This is a genomic window from Nonomuraea spiralis, from assembly GCF_014648435.1.
Taxonomy (GTDB): domain Bacteria; phylum Actinomycetota; class Actinomycetes; order Streptosporangiales; family Streptosporangiaceae; genus Nonomuraea; species Nonomuraea spiralis.
Window position 1 is genome coordinate 230,991 of the sequence record NZ_BMRC01000005.1, and the last position, 17,217, is coordinate 248,207.

The 17,217-nt window shown below is 72.2% G+C and carries 16 protein-coding genes; 12 read left to right on the plus strand and 4 right to left on the minus strand.

The genetic code is table 11. The annotated features are described in order from the left end of the window. Window position 1 precedes the first annotated feature (1 nt). The gene (locus IEZ27_RS14120; RefSeq protein WP_189647587.1) at window positions 2-631 is read right to left on the minus strand and encodes a CBS domain-containing protein; all 630 of its coding nucleotides are present in this window, start codon (window positions 629-631) and stop codon (window positions 2-4) included. Then, window positions 616-1,296, minus strand: a complete 681-nt coding sequence (locus tag IEZ27_RS14125; protein WP_189647588.1) for a CBS domain-containing protein — start codon at window positions 1,294-1,296, stop codon at window positions 616-618. The genes IEZ27_RS14120 and IEZ27_RS14125 overlap by 16 nt, the downstream gene beginning before the upstream one ends. A gap of 407 nt (window positions 1,297-1,703) precedes the next feature. Between IEZ27_RS14125 and IEZ27_RS14130 the strand changes: the two genes are divergently transcribed. From IEZ27_RS14130 to pta, 4 genes are all read left to right on the plus strand, one after another. Beyond that, the gene (locus tag IEZ27_RS14130) at window positions 1,704-2,360 is read left to right on the plus strand and encodes a CBS domain-containing protein (protein ID WP_189647589.1); all 657 of its coding nucleotides are present in this window, start codon (window positions 1,704-1,706) and stop codon (window positions 2,358-2,360) included. A gap of 108 nt (window positions 2,361-2,468) precedes the next feature. Beyond that, window positions 2,469-2,996, plus strand: a complete 528-nt coding sequence (locus IEZ27_RS14135; protein WP_189647590.1) for a DoxX family membrane protein — start codon at window positions 2,469-2,471, stop codon at window positions 2,994-2,996. 29 nt (window positions 2,997-3,025) lie between these two features. Then, a complete protein-coding gene (locus IEZ27_RS14140; protein ID WP_189647591.1) occupies window positions 3,026-3,847 on the plus strand; it encodes a universal stress protein in 822 nt (273 codons plus the stop codon). Window positions 3,848-3,908: 61 nt separating this feature from the next. Further along, window positions 3,909-5,981, plus strand: a complete 2,073-nt coding sequence (gene pta, locus IEZ27_RS14145; protein WP_189647592.1) for a phosphate acetyltransferase — start codon at window positions 3,909-3,911, stop codon at window positions 5,979-5,981. 17 nt (window positions 5,982-5,998) lie between these two features. On the opposite strand, the gene IEZ27_RS14150 is transcribed toward pta, so the two are convergent. Both IEZ27_RS14150 and IEZ27_RS14155 read right to left on the minus strand, forming a co-directional pair. Further along, a complete protein-coding gene (locus tag IEZ27_RS14150) occupies window positions 5,999-7,165 on the minus strand; it encodes an acetate/propionate family kinase (protein ID WP_189647593.1) in 1,167 nt (388 codons plus the stop codon). Between the two features lie 140 nt (window positions 7,166-7,305). Further along, window positions 7,306-8,061: a GntR family transcriptional regulator gene (locus IEZ27_RS14155; protein ID WP_189647594.1), complete on the minus strand. Its 756-nt coding sequence runs from the start codon at window positions 8,059-8,061 to the stop codon at window positions 7,306-7,308. Window positions 8,062-8,241: 180 nt separating this feature from the next. Here IEZ27_RS14155 and IEZ27_RS14160 point away from each other — a divergent pair, with 180 nt between their 5' ends. The 8 genes from IEZ27_RS14160 (at window position 8,242) to IEZ27_RS14195 (ending at window position 17,213) form a co-directional block, all read left to right on the plus strand. After that, window positions 8,242-9,450, plus strand: coding sequence for an amidohydrolase (locus tag IEZ27_RS14160; protein WP_229823969.1), 1,209 nt, complete (start codon window positions 8,242-8,244; stop codon window positions 9,448-9,450). Between the two features lie 173 nt (window positions 9,451-9,623). Continuing rightward, window positions 9,624-11,066 carry an ABC transporter substrate-binding protein gene (locus tag IEZ27_RS14165; RefSeq protein WP_189647595.1) on the plus strand — a complete coding sequence of 481 codons (1,443 nt, stop codon included), beginning with the start codon at window positions 9,624-9,626 and terminating at the stop codon, window positions 11,064-11,066. A 26-nt stretch (window positions 11,067-11,092) separates the two neighbouring features. After that, window positions 11,093-12,100: an ABC transporter permease gene (locus tag IEZ27_RS14170; RefSeq protein WP_229823970.1), complete on the plus strand. Its 1,008-nt coding sequence runs from the start codon at window positions 11,093-11,095 to the stop codon at window positions 12,098-12,100. Next, window positions 12,100-13,017: an ABC transporter permease gene (locus IEZ27_RS14175; RefSeq protein ID WP_189647596.1), complete on the plus strand. Its 918-nt coding sequence runs from the start codon at window positions 12,100-12,102 to the stop codon at window positions 13,015-13,017. The genes IEZ27_RS14170 and IEZ27_RS14175 overlap by 1 nt, the downstream gene beginning before the upstream one ends. Continuing rightward, the gene (locus IEZ27_RS14180) at window positions 13,014-13,877 is read left to right on the plus strand and encodes an ABC transporter ATP-binding protein (protein WP_189647597.1); all 864 of its coding nucleotides are present in this window, start codon (window positions 13,014-13,016) and stop codon (window positions 13,875-13,877) included. Before IEZ27_RS14175 ends, IEZ27_RS14180 begins: the two co-directional genes overlap by 4 nt. Continuing rightward, window positions 13,874-14,701, plus strand: coding sequence for an ATP-binding cassette domain-containing protein (locus IEZ27_RS14185; protein ID WP_189647598.1), 828 nt, complete (start codon window positions 13,874-13,876; stop codon window positions 14,699-14,701). Before IEZ27_RS14180 ends, IEZ27_RS14185 begins: the two co-directional genes overlap by 4 nt. After that, window positions 14,698-15,795 carry a sugar phosphate isomerase/epimerase family protein gene (locus IEZ27_RS14190; protein ID WP_189647599.1) on the plus strand — a complete coding sequence of 366 codons (1,098 nt, stop codon included), beginning with the start codon at window positions 14,698-14,700 and terminating at the stop codon, window positions 15,793-15,795. The genes IEZ27_RS14185 and IEZ27_RS14190 overlap by 4 nt, the downstream gene beginning before the upstream one ends. Beyond that, the gene (locus tag IEZ27_RS14195; protein ID WP_189647600.1) at window positions 15,774-17,213 is read left to right on the plus strand and encodes an FAD-binding oxidoreductase; all 1,440 of its coding nucleotides are present in this window, start codon (window positions 15,774-15,776) and stop codon (window positions 17,211-17,213) included. The genes IEZ27_RS14190 and IEZ27_RS14195 overlap by 22 nt, the downstream gene beginning before the upstream one ends. Window positions 17,214-17,217: the final 4 nt, after the last annotated feature.

Here is a 17,217-nt window from a genome sequence, read left to right on the forward strand (position 1 = left end):
TTCACGGCCCCGGCTGAGCCCGTACGTGCCTGACCCGGACGATGCCGGGCACGGTACGGGCCAGCAGGCCGGCGATGTGGTCGGCGGGTTCGCGGGGCGGCCCGCCCAGCTCCGCGACGCCGTCGCGCACCGCGACCGTCCAGCCCGGACCGGACGGATACTGCTCGGCCAGCGCGGCCACGACCGCGGCGCGCAGCTCGTCGTCGGGACGGGCGAGCACGGCCATCAGGTCGCGCCTGCTGACCATGCCGACGAGCTGTCCGCCGCGGACCACGGGCAGGCTCTTGACCCGCCTGCCCACCATGAACTCGATGGCCGTGGTGACGTCGGTGGTCTCGGTGACGGTGACGACCTCGTGGGTCATCACCTCCAGGACCAGGCGCGGCGGCGGCTCGGCGGACGCGGTGGCGGGGGTCGCGGTGGCGCGAGGGTCGGGCTCGAACTCGCCGCGCAGCAGGTCCAGTTCGCTGACCACGCCGACCAGCCTGCCCGAGTCGTCGACGACGGGGGCGGCGGTGATGGCGTGGCCGTACAGGACCCGGACGGCCCGCCGTACCGGATCGGTGCGGCCGACGGTGACGACGGGGCTGCTCATGACCTCCCGGACCAGCATGGCTACCTGCCCTGCCACGTCGAGTCGTCCTGCTTCCAGGCCAGCTCGTCGACGACGCCGACCACGCCGTTGACCCGGCCGGTCATGCGGACGGCGATGGCGGCCTCGGTACGGCGCTCCATCCAGCCGGACAGCGTCACGACGCCGTGCTCCGCCGTCACCCGCACGCCGTCGGTGTTCACCCAGAGCGCGCGGTCGAGGATGTCGTCGCGCACCTCGGCGGCGATCTCCGCGTCGCCGCGCAGGAACAGTCTGACCAGGTCACGGCGGCTGACGATGCCCTCAAGACGGCCGTTGTAGTCGACGACCGCGAGCCGCCTGACGTCGTGGGCGTCCATGAGGCGGGCGGCCTCGACCGCGGCCGCCCCGGCGGTGATCGTGACGGCGGGGCTGGTCATGAGCTCGGCGGCGGTGTCGCCGCCGGCCTTCCGCCGGGCCCCGGGGTGCCGCAGCCGGGCGCGCAGCGGCGGCCGGTAGCCCTCGCGGCAGAACTGCTCGCGGAACTCCTCCTTGCGCAGCAGGTCGGCCTCGGAGACCACGCCGAGCACGTGGTGGTCGTCGTCGATCACCGGTACGGCGCTGACGCCGCCGGTGACGAGGGCTTCGGCGATGTCCCTGAACGGGGTGGCGGCGGTGACGGTGACGACCTCGGTCGTCATCACGTCCGCGACGGTCATGCGCATGGCGGATCAGCTCTCCCTCCGGTGCTTCACCTCCATCCCATCGCGGGAGGACGGCGTCGTTCAGGGGCGGAAGTCCTCGATGCGGACGGTCCTTGGTCGGTGCGCGAACGGGAAGACCGGGCCGCTGGTCCCGGCGGGGTGAGGACCAACGACCCTACGCACGCGCCCGACCCCCGCCGAGGATGAGGGAAGACACCCGCCGAGGCGCGAGAGATCCCCATCCCCGCAGCGGGCCCGTCCGACGCCGGATCACGGCAGTCACGATGCTCCGGTCGCCGGTCCCGGCGACCCCGGCAGGGCGGGACCGTCCGCCTCGCCCGGCGGGTGTCCTCACGTCCACGCGCCGGCGCGGGACCCGGCCGGGCTCCGGCGCCGGACTCTGGAGGATGAAGGTGAGGGGGAACGTCATGTCGATCGAAGTCAAGGACGTCATGGGCCGGGTGGCCATCGCGGTGCCGGCGTACGCGTCGTTCGCCGACGTCGTGGCCGCGATGAAGCGGTTCGCGGTGGGCGCGGTCACCGTGATCGACGCCGACCGGCGGCCGGTGGGGGTGGTCTCCGAGGACGACCTGCTGGTCAAGGAGAGCGACCCGGTACGGCACAGCGTGTCGATCTTCGAGTCCCGCGACCGGCGCGCGGAACACCACAAGGCCGCCGCGGTGAACGCGGCCCAGCTCATGACCTCGCCGGCGATCACCGTCACGCCCGGCACACCGCTCCGGGACGCGGCCCGCCTGATGCACGACCACCGCGTCAAGCAGCTGCCCGTGATCGACCCCGTCACCGGCCGTATCGCCGGCACCCTGCACCAGCGGGACGTCCTGCGGGTCTTCACCCGCCCGGCCGGCGAGCTGGAAGCCGAGATCAGAGCCGCGCTCCCGGACCCCGAGCGGTTCTCCGTCGTGGTCGATCGCGGAGTCGTGACGATCGGCGGCCGGACCGGGACGAGGTCGCAGGCCATCGCCGTCACCGAGGCGGTCAGGGCGGTCGAGGGCGTCATCGACGTCGTGTCCGAGCTGACCTGCGTCAAGGACGACCTCGTCGTCGTCCCTCCGCTGCTGTAGGACCAAGGTCATTCGGCCCCGGGCCGTACGGCACTGAACGCCGCCGCCCCCGGCCGATGGGATGGAGGTGAGACAGGAACGTAGGACAGCACGGAAGGAAGGCCCGCCATGGCCACCACCATTCACCGGCCCGTGACGCACACCCACGTGGTCAAGGCGGCGCGGACCCCCGCCGACTACGTCTGGGCCGTCGCCCGGATCGCGCTCGGCTGGATCTTCCTGTGGGCCTTCCTGGACAAGACGTTCGGCTGGGGCCTGGCCACCCCCGCCGCCAAAGCCTGGATCAACGGCGGCAGCCCGACGACCGGCTTCCTCAAGGGCGCCGGTGAGAACGCGTTCGGCGGCTTCTTCTCGAGCCTGGCCGGACAGGTGTGGGTGGACTGGCTGTTCATGGCGGGCCTGGCCGGCGTCGGCCTGGCGCTCGTCCTCGGGATCGGCACCCGCGTCGCCGCCGGCGCCGGCACCGCGATGCTGCTGCTCATGTGGGCGGCCGGGCTGCCGCTGGAGACCAACCCCTTCGTGGACGACCACATCGTGTACGCGCTCGTCCTCGTCGGCCTGGCCCTCACCGGGGCCGGCGGCACCTTAGGGCTCGGCGGCCTGCCCGTCGTCCGGCGCACCCCGTGGCTCAAGTGACCGGCCCGGCCCCCGTCGAAGGAGAAGCCATGATTCTCGTGGGAGTGGACGGCTCGCGGGCCGGGCTCGAAGCCGTGGTCTGGGCGGCGCGGGAGGCGGCGCTGCGTGACGTGCCGCTGACCGTGGCGCACGCCCTGCCGCGCTGGGCGTACGAGACGGAGACCGGCCGCTTCGCCGAGGTCGCCGCCTGGATGCGCGAGGGCGGCCGGTCCGTGCTGGCGGCGGCCGAGGAACGGGCCCGCGCGGACCGGCCGGAGATCGGCCTGCGGACGACGTTCCTGCCCGACGACCCGCGCGCCGCCCTGATCGAGGCCGCGCGCGACGCCGACCTGCTGGTGGTCGGGAGCCACGGGCTCGGCGGGGTACGCGGGGCGCTGGTCGGATCGGTCGCCTACGGGGTGGCCGGGCACGCGCCCTGCGACGTCGTCGTGGTCCGCCCGCCCACCTCGGCGCCGGCCCGCGAGATCGTCGCGGGCGTCGACGGGTCCGCGGCCTCGCCCCGGGTGCTGGAGTTCGCGTTCGCCGAGGCGGCGCTGCGCGGTGCCCGGCTGCGGGCCGTCCGCGCCAAGGACCACCGGAGCGGGTACGACCCGGCGGATCCCGGCGGGACGGACGCGCTGAAGGAGACGCTCGCCGGCCTGCGGGCGCGGCACCCCGGCGTCCCCGTCGTCGAGGAGCTGGTGCACGGGCATCCGGTAGAGGTGCTGCGGGAGGCCGCGGCCGGCGCGGAGCTGCTGGTGGTGGGCTCGCACGGGCACGGCACGTTCGCCGGGCTGGTCCTGGGCTCGGTCAGCCACGCGCTGCTGCACCACGCGCCGGGCCCGCTGGCCGTGGTCAGGACACCACGATGACCGCCGGGCCGCGCCCCCACGCGGGCGGATCGACCTGCCGAGACGACCGAGAATGAGTGTCATGACACGTGCTGCGTACATTGCCGCGGGTGAGGCGGGAAGCAACAAGGGGACCGTCGCCCTGGGCCTGGTCGAGTTGCTGTCCCGCCAGGTGGAGAGTGTGGGGGTGTTCCGGCCGGTGGTACGGGCGGGCCGCGAGGACGGCCTGATCAACACGATCCGGAGCAGGTTCCAGCTCGCCCTGCCCTACGAGGCGTGCGCGGGTGTCACCTACGACGAGGTGCACGCCGACGCCGACCGCGCGGTCGGCGAGGTGGTGGCCCGCTACCGTGCGCTGGCCGGGCGGTGTGACGCGGTCGTGGTGGTCGGCACCGACTACACCGACGTGGGGGCGCCGACGGAGTTCGAGTTCAACGCCAGGCTGGCGGCGAACCTGGGCACGCCGGTGGTCAACGTGGTGTCCGGCCGGGGCCGGACGGCCGCGCAGATCGCGGCCGCGGTCGAGTTGTCGTCCAGGGAGCTGGCGCAGCACCACGACCAGGAGCTCGCGGTCGTGGTCACCAGGGCCGCCGAGGGCCTGACGATCGCGCATCCGGCGCCGGTGTTCGTGTTGCCGGAGACCGCCTCCCTGCGTGCGCCGACCGTGGCCGACCTGCTCGACGCGTGCGAGGGCCGGTTCTTCCTGGGCGAGCGCGACGGGCTGGGACGGGAGGCGAGCACGCTGATGGTGGGCGCCATGTCGCTGCCCAACATCCTGGACCGCCTCACCGAGGGGGCGGCGGTGATCATTCCGTCCGACCGGGCCGCGGCGCTGCTGCCCGGCCTGATCGCGGCGCACACCACGCCGGGCTTCCCCGCCCTGTCGGCCGTCGTGCTCACCGGCGGCACGGACCTGCCGGCCCCGGTCGAACGGCTGCTGCGCGGCATGGCGATCCCGCTGCCGGTGGTCGCCACCGACCACGACACCTTCGACACCGCGACCCGCCTGTCCTCGGTGGAGGGCCGCTTCACCCCGGAGGCGACCGGGAAGATCGACACCGCGCTGCGGCTGTTCGCCACCCACGTGGACGGCCCGCTGCTGCTGGAACGGCTGGACATCGCCAAGACCGACGTCGTCACCCCGCTCATGTTCGAGTACGAGCTGCTGGACCGGGCACGGGCCCGGCGCAGGCACATCGTGCTGCCCGAGGGCGAGGAGCCGCGCATCCTGCGCGCGGCCGACATCCTGCTGCGCCGCGACGTGGCCGAGCTCACCCTGCTCGGCGACGAGGAACGTATCAGGGTCCAGGCCGCCCAGCTCGGCCTGGACCTGGACGCGGCCAGGGTGCTCAGCCCGTTCGACGCGGAGCTGCGCGAGCGGTTCGCCCGCGCGTACGCCGAGGCGCGGGCGCACAAGGGCATGACCGTCGCGCTGGCCCGCGACACCGTCACCGACGTCTCCTACTTCGGCACGCTCATGGTGCACACCGGCATGGCCGACGGCATGGTCTCGGGCGCGGCGCACACCACCGCCCACACCATCAGGCCGGCGTTCGAGATCCTGCGTACGGGCCTGGTCTCCAGCGTGTTCTTCATGTCGCTGGCCGACCGGGTGCTGGTGTACGGCGACTGCGCGGTCAACCCCGATCCGAGCGCCGAGCAGCTCGCCGACATCGCGATCGCCTCGGCCGGCACCGCGGCGCGGTTCGGCGTCGATCCGCGGATCGCCATGTTGTCGTACTCGACCGGGGCCTCCGGCGCGGGCGCCGACGTCGACAAGGTCCGCGCCGCCACCGAGCTGGTCCGCGAGCGCCGTCCCGACCTCCAGGTGGAGGGGCCGATCCAGTACGACGCCGCGGTGGACCCGTCCGTGGCCCGGGTGAAGATGCCCGGCAGCCAGGTGGCCGGGCGTGCCACCGTGTTCGTGGTGCCCGACCTGAACACCGGCAACAACCTGTACAAGGCCGTCCAGCGCAGCGCCGGGGCGGTCGCGGTGGGCCCGGTGTTGCAAGGGCTGCGCAAGCCGGTCAACGACCTGTCCCGCGGCGCCACGGTGGCCGACATCGTCACCACCGTCGCCGTCACGGCCGCGCAGGTGCACGACGACGAGCCGGACCTGCCCGGGGAGCTGCTGGAACTGGCGGACCGCCGCTAGACCCGACGGACCTCGCCTCAGGGCGAGCACACCGCCAGCGTCTGGAGGGCGATCTCCCCCTCCTCGTCGGTGGGGACGACCAGGACCGCCACTTCGGCGCCGGGCGGGGACACCGTACGTTCCCCGGCCGGAGCCGACCCGTTGAGCGCGGGGTCCACGGTGATGCCGAGCCGATCGAGCCCGGCCAGCGACTCCGCCCGGGTGGCCGCGTCGTGCTCGCCCACTCCGCCGGTGAACACGATCGCGTCGACCCGGCCGAGCAGCGCGTAGTAGGCGCCGACGTACTTGCGGACGCGCCGGGTGTAGACCTCCAGGGCCAGGCGGGCGTCGGCGTCGTCGCGGGCGCGGACCTCGCGCATGTCGCTGGTCCCGGTCAGCGCGAGCAGGCCGCCGCGGTGGGTGAGCGCGTGCTCCACCTGCCGGGCGTCCAGGCCGCGCGTCCGTTCGAGGTAGCCGGCGAGGGCGGGGTCGACGTCGCCGGAGCGGGTGCCCATGACGAGCCCTTCCAGCGGGGTCATGCCCATGGAGGTGTCCACGCTGCGCCCGCCGGAGACGGCGGTCGCGCCGGCGCCGTTGCCCAGGTGCAGCACGATGAGGTTGAGCCCGGACGGGTCGCGGCCGAGCAGTTCGGCGGCGCGGCGGGAGACGTACGCGCAGGAGGTGCCGTGGAAGCCGAAGCGCCGCACGCCCCACTCGCGCGGCACCGCGTACGTGTACGCCTGCGGCGCGAGCGTGCGATGGAAGGCGGTGTCGAACACGGCGACCTGCGGCACCTCGGGGAACGTCTTGAGCGCGAGCCGGATGCCGGTCAGGTTGACCGGGTTGTGCAGCGGCGCGAGCGGGGCCAGCTCCTCGATGGAGGCGACGACCTCGTCGTCGATGAGCACGGCCGCGCCGAACCGGTCGCCGCCGTGCACGACGCGGTGCCCGACCGCGACGGGGTCCAGCGCCGGCCCGGCGGCGGCGAACGCCTCCAGCATCGCATCCAGCCCGACGCCGTGGTCCGGGAACGGCCGGTCGCGCACGTACGGCCGCCCGTCGCCGCCGACGTGGGTGAGCCGCCCCCACTCCTGCCCGATGCGTTCGACGAGGCCCTTGGCCGAGCGTTCGCGGGTGTGCGGGTCGATGAGCTCGTACTTGATGGAGGAGGATCCCGTGTTCAGCACGAGAATGGGGTCGGCCATGTCGGAGAGCCTATTCAGTCGTGATCAGCCGCCGGTGACGCGGTAGGACACCGGATGTCCGCCTCCACCCTCCTTGAGAACGGCGGCGGGCACGGCGGCCGAAGGGCACCCACATCCGGGACCAAGGTCATCACGCGCGCCTACGGTGTGCGCCTGACCACCTGACGGGGGCCCGCCGGCCGGGGCGTGTCGGCCGCGTCGAGCAGCGACTGCACGACCGGGATGGTGTCCCGGCGGCTGTGCTCCACGTGGGCGAAGGCCAGGGCGGCGGCCAGGTCGGCCTGGCCGGACGAGATCGCCCGGTAGAGCTCGGCGTGCTCGTGGTGGAAGTTGACCTGGTCGCTCTCGGGCACGATGTAGAAGAGCCGGTTGACCCGGCCGAGGATCGGCGCCATGAGGTCCTGCAGCAGCAGGTTGTCCGAGAGCGTCAGGATCGCGGCGTGGAAACGCGAGTTGGTGGCCGACAGCAGCACGCCGTCGTTGGCGGCGACGGCCCGTTCCGCCTCCTCGAGGATCTCCCGGAGGATCTCGGCGGACGCGCCGCGCCCGCACTGCTCGGCCGCGAGCCGGGTGGCCAGCACCTCCAGCGAGCCGCGTACGTCGTAGAGCTCGTTGACGTCGCGGACGGTCAGCGAGGCGACCACCGCGCCGCGCCGGGGCAGGCTGCGGATGAACCCCTCGCTCTCCAGCCGCGGGAACGCCTCGCGGATGGGGATGCGGGAGATGCCGAGCTCCTCGGCCACCGCCCGCTCGCGGATGCGCGCGCCAGGTTTGTAGGTGCCGTCGATGATCCGCTCGCGCACCCACTCGTAGGCCAGCTGGTCGAGGGAGAGCCCGGGTGTGTCGACCGGCTCCCCCTCGGCAGTCGGCGGTCGTTCTCGCTCTGGGATGGACACCCTCAACCTCCGTGCTCCGGCGACTCATTCTAGGCATGATCGGGCCGCGCCCGCCCAGCCCTTCTCCAAACGTGATCTCGGGTTTGGTATACAACAACGACGTAACAAGCCCCAACAACCGTGACAAACGTGATCCTGTCTGCGACTGTGTATGCCATCAGCGGAGCTGAGAGGATCGATGTGAGTCAAACGACCCTTCGGAACGGACGCCTTCGTAGCGGCGACCTCGTCGACATCGAGATCGTGGACACGGTCGTCCGGGACATCCGGCCGGCCGGATCCCAACCGGTCACCGGCCCGTCCGAGGACCTGGACGGGCGGCTCGTCCTGCCGCCGCTCGTGAACGGCCACGCCCACCTCGACAAGACCTTCTTCGGCGGGGAGTGGCAGCCGCACGTTCCCGGTGGCGGCGTCCGGGAACGCATCGAGCTGGAGAAGGCCCGCCGCGCCACGCTCGGCCACACCGCCGACGAGCGCGCGTTCGGCCTGGCCCGCACGATGGTCGAGTACGGCACCGGCACATTACGGGCGCACGTCGACATCGACCCCGACGTCGGGCTCGACGGGCTGAAGCGGATGCTGCGGCTCCGCGAGACGTTCGCCGGCTACCTGGACGTGCAGATCGTCGCCTTCCCCCAGAGCGGGATCGTCTCGGCGCCCGGCGTCGCGGACCTGCTGGAGGAGGCGATGCGCCTCGGCGCGGACGTCGTCGGCGGGCTCGACCCCCGTTCCATCGACGGCGACCTCGACGGCCATCTCGACGCGGTCTTCGCGCTGGCGGACCGCCACGGCGCGGGGATCGACCTCCACCTGCACGAGGACGGGCCCGCGGCGCTCACCGAGTACCGGGCGATCGTCGGCCGGGTCGCCGCGTACGGGATGCGGGGCTCGGTCGCGCTCAGCCACGCGTACGGGCTGGGCCGTCTGGGGGAGCGCGACTTCGACGAGATCGCCGCCGCGTTCGCCGAACAGCACATCTCGATCATGACCAACGGGCCCGCCGGCCCCGTCCCGCCCGTGCTGGAACTCGTACGGCGTGGCGTCAATGTCTTCTCGGGCACCGACAACATCCGCGACAGCTGGTGGCCGTTCGGCTCGGGGGACCCTCTGGACGTGGCGCGAACCGTCGCGTACCGGAACAGCCTGTTCACCGACGACGACCTCGACCTCGCCCTCGGCTTCGTGACCGACCGCGCGGCGGCCGCGCTCGGCGTGCCGGACCACGGCCTGCGCGCCGGCGGTCCGGCCGACCTAGTGGTGGCCGGCGCCCGCCGCGCGGCCGAAGCCGTCGCCGCTCCGCCCCCGGGCCGCGACGTCATGCGCGCCGGCCGGTGGGTCTCGCGCAGCTCTCTCACCACACGATCGGACGTCCCCAGCCCGATCGCATAACCCCCCACACAACCCCCCTTGCACATCTGAGGAAGGAACCCGACATGAAAGGTCGCGCTGCACGGCGAGCCATTCTCGCGGTCCTTTGCGTAACGACGGCGTCGGCCCTGTCCGCGTGCGGACTGTCCGCGCCTTCGACGAGCGGCGACGCCGGAGCGAAGGCGGACGCCATCGTGGCCGCCGGCCAGGCCTCGCTGGAAACCCTCGACCCCCTCCAGTCGTCCAACGCCGACAACGACATCTTCATCGCCGCCTTCTACGACCGGCTGGTCGGATTCGACTCGAACTCGAAGATGATCCCCAAGCTGGCCTCCTCCTGGGAGTTCAACTCCGACGCGACGGCCGTGACCCTGACGCTGCGCGACGACGTGGTCTTCCACTCCGGCAACAAGCTCACCGCCGAGGACGTGAAGTACAGCCTGGACCGGGCCAAGCGGATCGCCTCGGGAAGCGTCGCCTTCATCCCCTCGTACGCGTCCTCGAAGGTCGTCGACGACACCCACGTCACCATCACCTTCACCCGGCCGAGCGTCAGCTTCCTCGCCGGTCTCAGCTACCTCTACATCGTCGACTCCAAGGTCGTGCGGAGCAACGAGGGCGCGGACGACGCCCAGCAGTGGCTGGCCACGCACGACGCGGGATCCGGCCCGTACGTGCTGAGCGGCTACAAGGCGAACCAGGAGGTGGGCCTGTCCCGGTACGACAAGTACTGGGACACGGACGCCCGCCGCCCGCAGAACGTCGTGCTGCGCATGATGAACGAGAGCAGCCTGCTCAGGGACGAACTCCTCACCGGCAACGTCGATCTCGGCTGGGGCCTGGCGCCCCTCGACGTCAAGCAGCTCAGCGGCAAGGCCGGGCTGGAGGGCTACTCGATGCCCTCGACGCGCGTGACCCTCGCCACGATGAACACGCAGGGCAAGGTCACCCGCGACCCGCGCGTACGCGAGGCGATCCAGCTCGCCTACGACTACGAAGGCCACATCAAGACCGCGTTGCAGGGCTCCGGCGAGATCGCCCGCAGTGTCATCCCCCGGGGCATGGACTGCGTCTACGACGGCCCGGCGCCGGCCCGCGACGTGGCCAAGGCCAAGCAGCTCCTCGGCGCGGCGGGCGCGGCCGGGGCGACGGTGTCGATCGCCTACGACCCGGCGGTCCCGGAGTTCAAGCTCGCCGGGACGCTGCTGGAGAACAGCCTGCGCGAGATCGGCCTCGTGGTGAAGGTCAAGACGGCGACCTTCCCCCAGTACATGCAGATGATCTCGGCTCCGGCGACCACCCCGGACATCGCGATCTCGTGGGACTTCGCGCCGTTCCCCGACGCGGGCTCCGTCCTGGACCGTAGCTGGAACTCCAAGGCGATCGGCCAGACGAACGGCGCACGCTACGACAACGCGAAGGTCGACAGCCTGCTCGCGGCGGCCTCGACCGCCAAGGACCAGGCGGCGGCCTGCGAGGCGTACGTGGACGCGCAGAAGCAGATCGTGGCCGACCACGCCGCCGTCTACATCGCCTGGCCCACCGTGAACGGCGCCAGGAACGGCAAGCTCGCGCCGCTGCCGTACACGCCCACCAGCCCGACGTTCGACGTCGGCCGGCTGCTGCTGGCGAAGTAGCCGGACGGCCGATGATGTTCGTCTTCGTGATCCGACGGATCGGTCTGGCGTTGTTGTCCGGCTGGGGCGTCGCGACGATCGTGTTCCTGATGTCGAAGCTGATCCCGGGCGACCCCGCCCGGGTGGCCGCGGGCCGCTTCGCCTCGGCCGACCAGGTCGAGCAGGTCCGGCACACGATGGGCCTCGACCAGTCCATGCTCGCCCAGTACGGTGCCTACCTCACGCGCGCGGCCGCCGGCGACCTCGGCACCTCCGCGTACACGCACCAGGGAGTGACCAGCGACCTGGCCGCGGCGCTCCCCAACACGATTCAGCTGGTGCTCGCGGGGATGCTGATCACCGTGCTGGTGGCGGTTCCGCTGGGCGTCGTCGCCGCGGTCTCGCAAGGGCGGGCGGCCGACGTCGCGGCCCGTCTCATCCTCGTCCTGGCCGGCGGGGTGCCGATCTTCTGGTTCGCGATCATGCTGCGCTGGACGCTCGGGTTCCTCCTCGGCTGGTTCCCGCTGTCCGGCCTGAACGGCGTGGGAATGGCGCCGCCCGACGTGACCGGGTTCACCGTGCTCGACTCCCTCCTGTTCGGAGACGTCGCGAACCTGCTGGACTCGCTCGCGCACCTCGTCCTGCCCGCCCTGGCGCTGAGCGTGCCGTTCATCGCCACGCTGGCGCGGAACGTGCGCTCCAACATGATCTCCGCGCTGCACTCCGACTACATCGACTTCGCGATCTCGAAGGGCGTACCGCGCGGACGGGTGGTCGTGCGCCACGCGCTCCGCTCCGCCATGGGCTCGACGCTGACGATCTTCGGCATGCAGTTCGGCTGGATGGTCAGCGCGTCCGTGCTGGTGGAGGCGGTGTTCTCCTTCCCCGGGGTCGGCAGCTACATGTACAAGGCCATCGTCAACAACGACACGTACGCCGTGCTGGGGGCGGTGCTCGTCGTCGGGTTCGTCTTCATCGTCTCCTCGGTGGTCGTCGATCTGCTGCAGATGATCCTCGATCCGCGGGTGCGTACCAACCACTTGAGAGCCGCCTGATGACCGGAACCCGCGAACCCCTCACCGTTCCCCACGGGATCGACCTGTCCACGGCCGCGGTCGGCCGGAGCATCGGCGGCCGGATCCGCCGGCTCTTCGGCCGGCGCGTCGCCCTGGTCGACCGCTTCGCGTTCGCCGGCGTCGTGCTCCTGCTGCTGTTCGCCGCGGTCGGCCCGTTCCTCGCGCCGTTCTCGCCGTACGAGGTCGCGCCGGAGGACGCGCTGCTGCCACCCGGCCCCGGCCACCTGCTCGGGACCGACGACGCCGGACGCGACGTGCTCTCCCGCATCCTCGCCGGCGCCGGAACGACGCTGCTCGCGGCCGTGGGCATCGTGGTGCTGTCGATGATCACCGGTGTCCTCGTCGCCAGCGTCGCCGCGCTGCTGCCACGCTGGGCCGACGAAGCCGTCATGCGCGTGTGCGACATCTTCATGTCCATCCCGTCGCTCGTGCTCGCCCTCGGCCTGGCCGCCGCCATCGGCCCGTCGCTCACCTCGATCATCATCGCGATGGTCGCGGCCTCCTGGCCGGGCACGGCCAGGCTCATGCGCGGCATCCTGCGCGAGACGATGTGCGGCTCCTACGTCGAGGCCGCCCAGGTGCTCGGGGTCTCCCGGCTGCGGCTCATGCTCCGGCACGTCCTGCCCAACTCGATGGACGCGGTCTACGTGCAGGCCAGCATGGAGATCTCCGGGACCATCGTGATGATGGCCGGCCTGGCCTTCCTCGGCGTCGGCGCGCCCCCGCCCAGCCCGGACTGGGGGTCGCTCGTCGCCCAGGGACAGCAGTTCATCACGAGCGCGTGGTGGGTGGCCCTCTTCCCTGGCCTCGCCATCACGATCTCCGCCATCGCCTTCGGGCTCGTCGGCGACGCCGTACGCGGTGTCGTCGACCCGGCGTCGAGGAGCGTCCGATGACCGAGCCCGTCCTCAGCATCCAGAACCTCAGCGTGCGCGTTCCCGAACGGGCGCGCATCGGAGGCGGCGCCGGCGACCTCACGGTCGTCGAAGGGCTCGACCTGTCGATCTGCCCCGGCGAGCGCGTCGCGCTGGTCGGCGAGTCCGGCTCCGGCAAGTCGATCACGGCCCGCGCCATCCTCCAGCTCAACCGCGCGCTCGTCTACGACGGCTCGATCCGGTGGGACGGGACCGAACTGCTCGGCGCGGGGGAGCGCCGGATGCGCCGCCTCCGCGGGAGCGAGATCTCGATGATCTTCCAGGATCCGATGACCGCGCTCAACCCCGTGCTCACGATCGGCCAGCAGGTGGCCGAGCCGCTCGTCGTCCGCGGCGTCGCCCGCCGCGAGGCGCTGCGGCGGGCGGCCGAGATGCTCGACCGGCTCGGCGTGCCGAAGGCGAAGGAACGGCTGAAGGCCTATCCCGGCCAGTTCTCCGGCGGCATGCGGCAGCGCGTCGTCATGGCCGCCGCCCTCATCGCCGAGCCGCGCCTGCTCATCGCCGACGAGCCGACGACGGCCCTGGACGTACGGGTCCAAGAGCAGGTGCTCGACCTCATCGAGGCCATGTCGCGGGAGATGAGCCTGTCGGTGCTCTTCATCACCCATGACCTGGCGATCGTCGCCGGCCTGGCCAACCGGGTCGCGGTGATGTACCGGGGCCGCCTCGTGGAGGACCGCCCGGTCGACGAGTTGTTCGAGAACCCCCGGCACCCGTACACGCGCGGGCTGATCGGCTCGATCCCCCGCCTCGACGCGGACCCGGACACCCGGCTGCAGACGGTCGGGGACTTCATGGCGACGGAAGGGCCCACGGTATGAGCAGAGTGCTGTTCCAGGTCGACGGCCTCTCGAAGCGGTTCGGCTCCGGCCGCCGCGCCCACCAGGCGCTGGACGACGTGAGCTTCGAGATCGCCGAGGGCGAGATCGTCGGCCTCGTCGGCGAGTCCGGCTCCGGCAAGTCGACGATCATCCGCTGCCTGATCGGCCTCGAACGCGAGGACTCCGGCAGCATCCGCTACGACGGCATCGACCCGGCACGACCGGGCCGCGGCGAGCTGCACCGCTACCGGCGCGAGGTGCAGATGGTCTTCCAGGACCCGTACTCGAGCCTCGACCCGCGGATGACCGTGCGGCAGCTCCTGGAGGAGCCGATGCTCGTCATGGGCGGCTTCCCGGCCCGCGACCGGATGGAACGCATCCTCGACCTGATCCACCTGGTCGGGCTGGACACCGAGCATCTGGGCCGCTATCCGCGGGACTTCTCCGGCGGGCAGCGGCAACGCATCGCGATCGTGCGCGCGCTGGTCGTCGGGCCGCGGGTGCTGCTGTGCGACGAACCGGTCTCCGCGCTCGACGTCTCCGTGCAGGCCCAGGTGCTCAACCTGCTCAAGGACATGCAGCGGCGGCTCGACCTGACCGTGCTCTTCGTCTCCCACGACCTCGCGGTCGTGAAGTACCTGTGCAGCCGCGTCGTCGTGCTCCACCACGGCCGCGTCGTCGACTCCGGCAGCGTCGCCGAGATCTACGGCAACCCGCGGGCCGACTACACCCGCGCGCTGCTCGAAGCCGTGCCCATTCCCGACCCGGCGTACGAGCGCGGGCGCAGGGAACTGCGCAGGCAGCGGGCGGAGGTGCCGCGATGACCAGGATCGGCGCCGACGTCAAGTTCACCGGCGGCTCCTCCCTGCTGGGCGCCGACCCGCTCACGACCCTCGACGCCGTGGCGGGCCTCGGGTTCGAGGGCATCCTCGTGCGTACGGTCGACGAAGCCTTCCCCGAGCTCGACCCCGGCGCGATCGGCGCGTTCGCGCGGGCGGCCCGGGACCGGGGGATGTTCGTCCAGCTCGGGGTCGGCAAGGTCAACCCGTACATGACGGCCGAACTGCCGCGCGTACGGGATCTCGGCGGCGGCAGCTACCTGACCGGCATGGAACGGCTGATCCGCCTGTGCGCCGAGCACGGCTGGACCGAGGCGTGGACCGCCACCGGCGGCTTCAAGCCCTACCCGGGGCTGCTCGGCTTCGACCGCTTCCGCACCGACGCCGACTGGGCCGACCAGCTCGCCGCGACCGGCGACTTCCTGCTCGCGCTCGCGCCCGTGCTCCGCGAGCACGGCGTGCGCCTCAACATCGAGACGCACGAGGAGATCACCACCTTCGAGATCCTGCGCCTGATCGACCTGGTCGGCGCCGACGTGCTCGGCGTCTGCCTCGACCCCGCGAACCTGGTCGTCCGCGGCGAGCCCGTCGGACCGGCCGTCGCGCGGGTGGCGCCGTACACCCGGATGACGCATCTGCGCGACGCGATCCTCGCCGACACGGGGGAGGGGCTCTCCCGGTTCCTCATGCCGATCGGCCAGGGGATGACCGACTGGCCGCGGTTGCTCGACACGCTCCTGGGCGCGCGGCCGGAGATCGACCTCGTCATCGAGGGCATCGGCGGCTCGCGGGCGGAGATGTCGCTGCTGCCCGACGACCCGCGGTGGTGGCCGGCCCATCCCGACATGACCCCGTCCGACCTGGAGGAGCTGCGCTCGCTCGCGGCTCGGCACACGGCCGACGCCGCCGCCGGCCGCCGGCCGGGGCTCGGCGAACTGCGGCGCTCCGGCCCGGCCGGGCCGGAGCTGCGCGCGTTCCTCGGCGAATCGCTCGCCTGCCTCCGCGCGCTCCTCGACCTTCGCAACCCAACTCTCGCCAGTGAAGGAGAACTCCCCACATGTACGTACCCGAGGTCCTGAACAGCCTGGCGTCCGCCGTCGGCTGCGACGTGGTGTACCCGGGACAGCCGGGGTACGAGTCGCTGCGCCGCGTCTGGAACGCCGACGTCGACCAGCACCCGGCGGCGATCGTACGCTGCACGAGCACGGCCGACGTCGCCGGCGCGCTCCGCTGGTGCGTCGCCAACGCCTTCCCGCTGACCGTGCGGGGCGGCGGGCACAACCTCGCCGGGACCAGCGTCGCCGACGGCAGCGTGCTGATCGACACCGGGCTGATGCGGTCGGTGTCCATCGACCCGGAGGCGCGGACGATCACCGTGGGCGCCGGTTGCCGCTGGGGCGACGTGGACCGCGCGGCGGAGCCGTACGACATCGCGCTGCCGGCCGGCGTCGTCTCCCACACCGGCGTGGCCGGCCTCACCCTCGGCGGCGGCATGGGCTACCTGTCGCGCATGTTCGGCTCCACGGTCGACTTCCTGCGCGAGGTGGAGCTCGTCACCGTGGACGGCGTGGTCCGCCGCGTCAACGCCGACAGCGACCCCGACCTGTTCTGGGCGCTCAAGGGCGCGGGCCACAACTTCGGGATCGCGACCGAGTTCGTCTTCGGCTACGTGGACCTGCCCGGCCTGGCGACGGTACGCCTCGCCCTCTACCCGGCCGAGTCGCGCAAGCAGGTGCTGCGACTGTTCCGCGAGCAGGGACCGGCGATGCCGGACAACGTCGGCACGTACGTGCGGCTCTACCGCAGCCCCGAGTACTGGTCGCAGCTGCCCCGCGAGCACCGCGGCAAGCCGATCGTCTCGGTGGCGACCGTCACCTACGGCGACCCGGCCGACGAGCCGGCGCTCAGCGCGCCGATGTTCCAGGGTGGCGAGCCGATCTACCAGTCGGTGCGCTCCATCCCGCACGTGACGCTGCAACACGCGACCGACGACGAGTTCCGCTACGGCATCGCGCACTACTGGCGGCACGTCGCCTTCGGCGAGCTCCCCGACGAGCTGCTCGACCTCGCCATCGAGCACGTCGACGCCTACCCCGGCCGTTCGCTCAACTCCAGCTCGTTCATCACGCACCAGACGATGTGCCCGTTCGAGCTGATCGCCGGCCGGCTCCAGCCGCGCGACCACGCGAACGACTCCACCTCGGGCATCCACTCCCGCTGGGCCGGCAACATCGGCGCCGACTGGGAGTACCCGGACGAGCGCGAGCCGCTGGTGGCCTGGGTCAGGCGGTTCTCGGCCGCCGTCGCGGAGTGGGAGAACGGCAGCTACGTCAACTTCACCTCCGAGAAGGAGGACGAGGGCGGCGCCCGCGCCATCTACGGCCCGAAGTACGACCGGCTGGTCGAGCTGAAGCGCCGCTACGACCCGCTGAACGTCTTCGACCACGGCCTCGTCGACCTCCAGCCCGCCGGCGCCGACCACGCGGGCGCGGAGTAGCGGC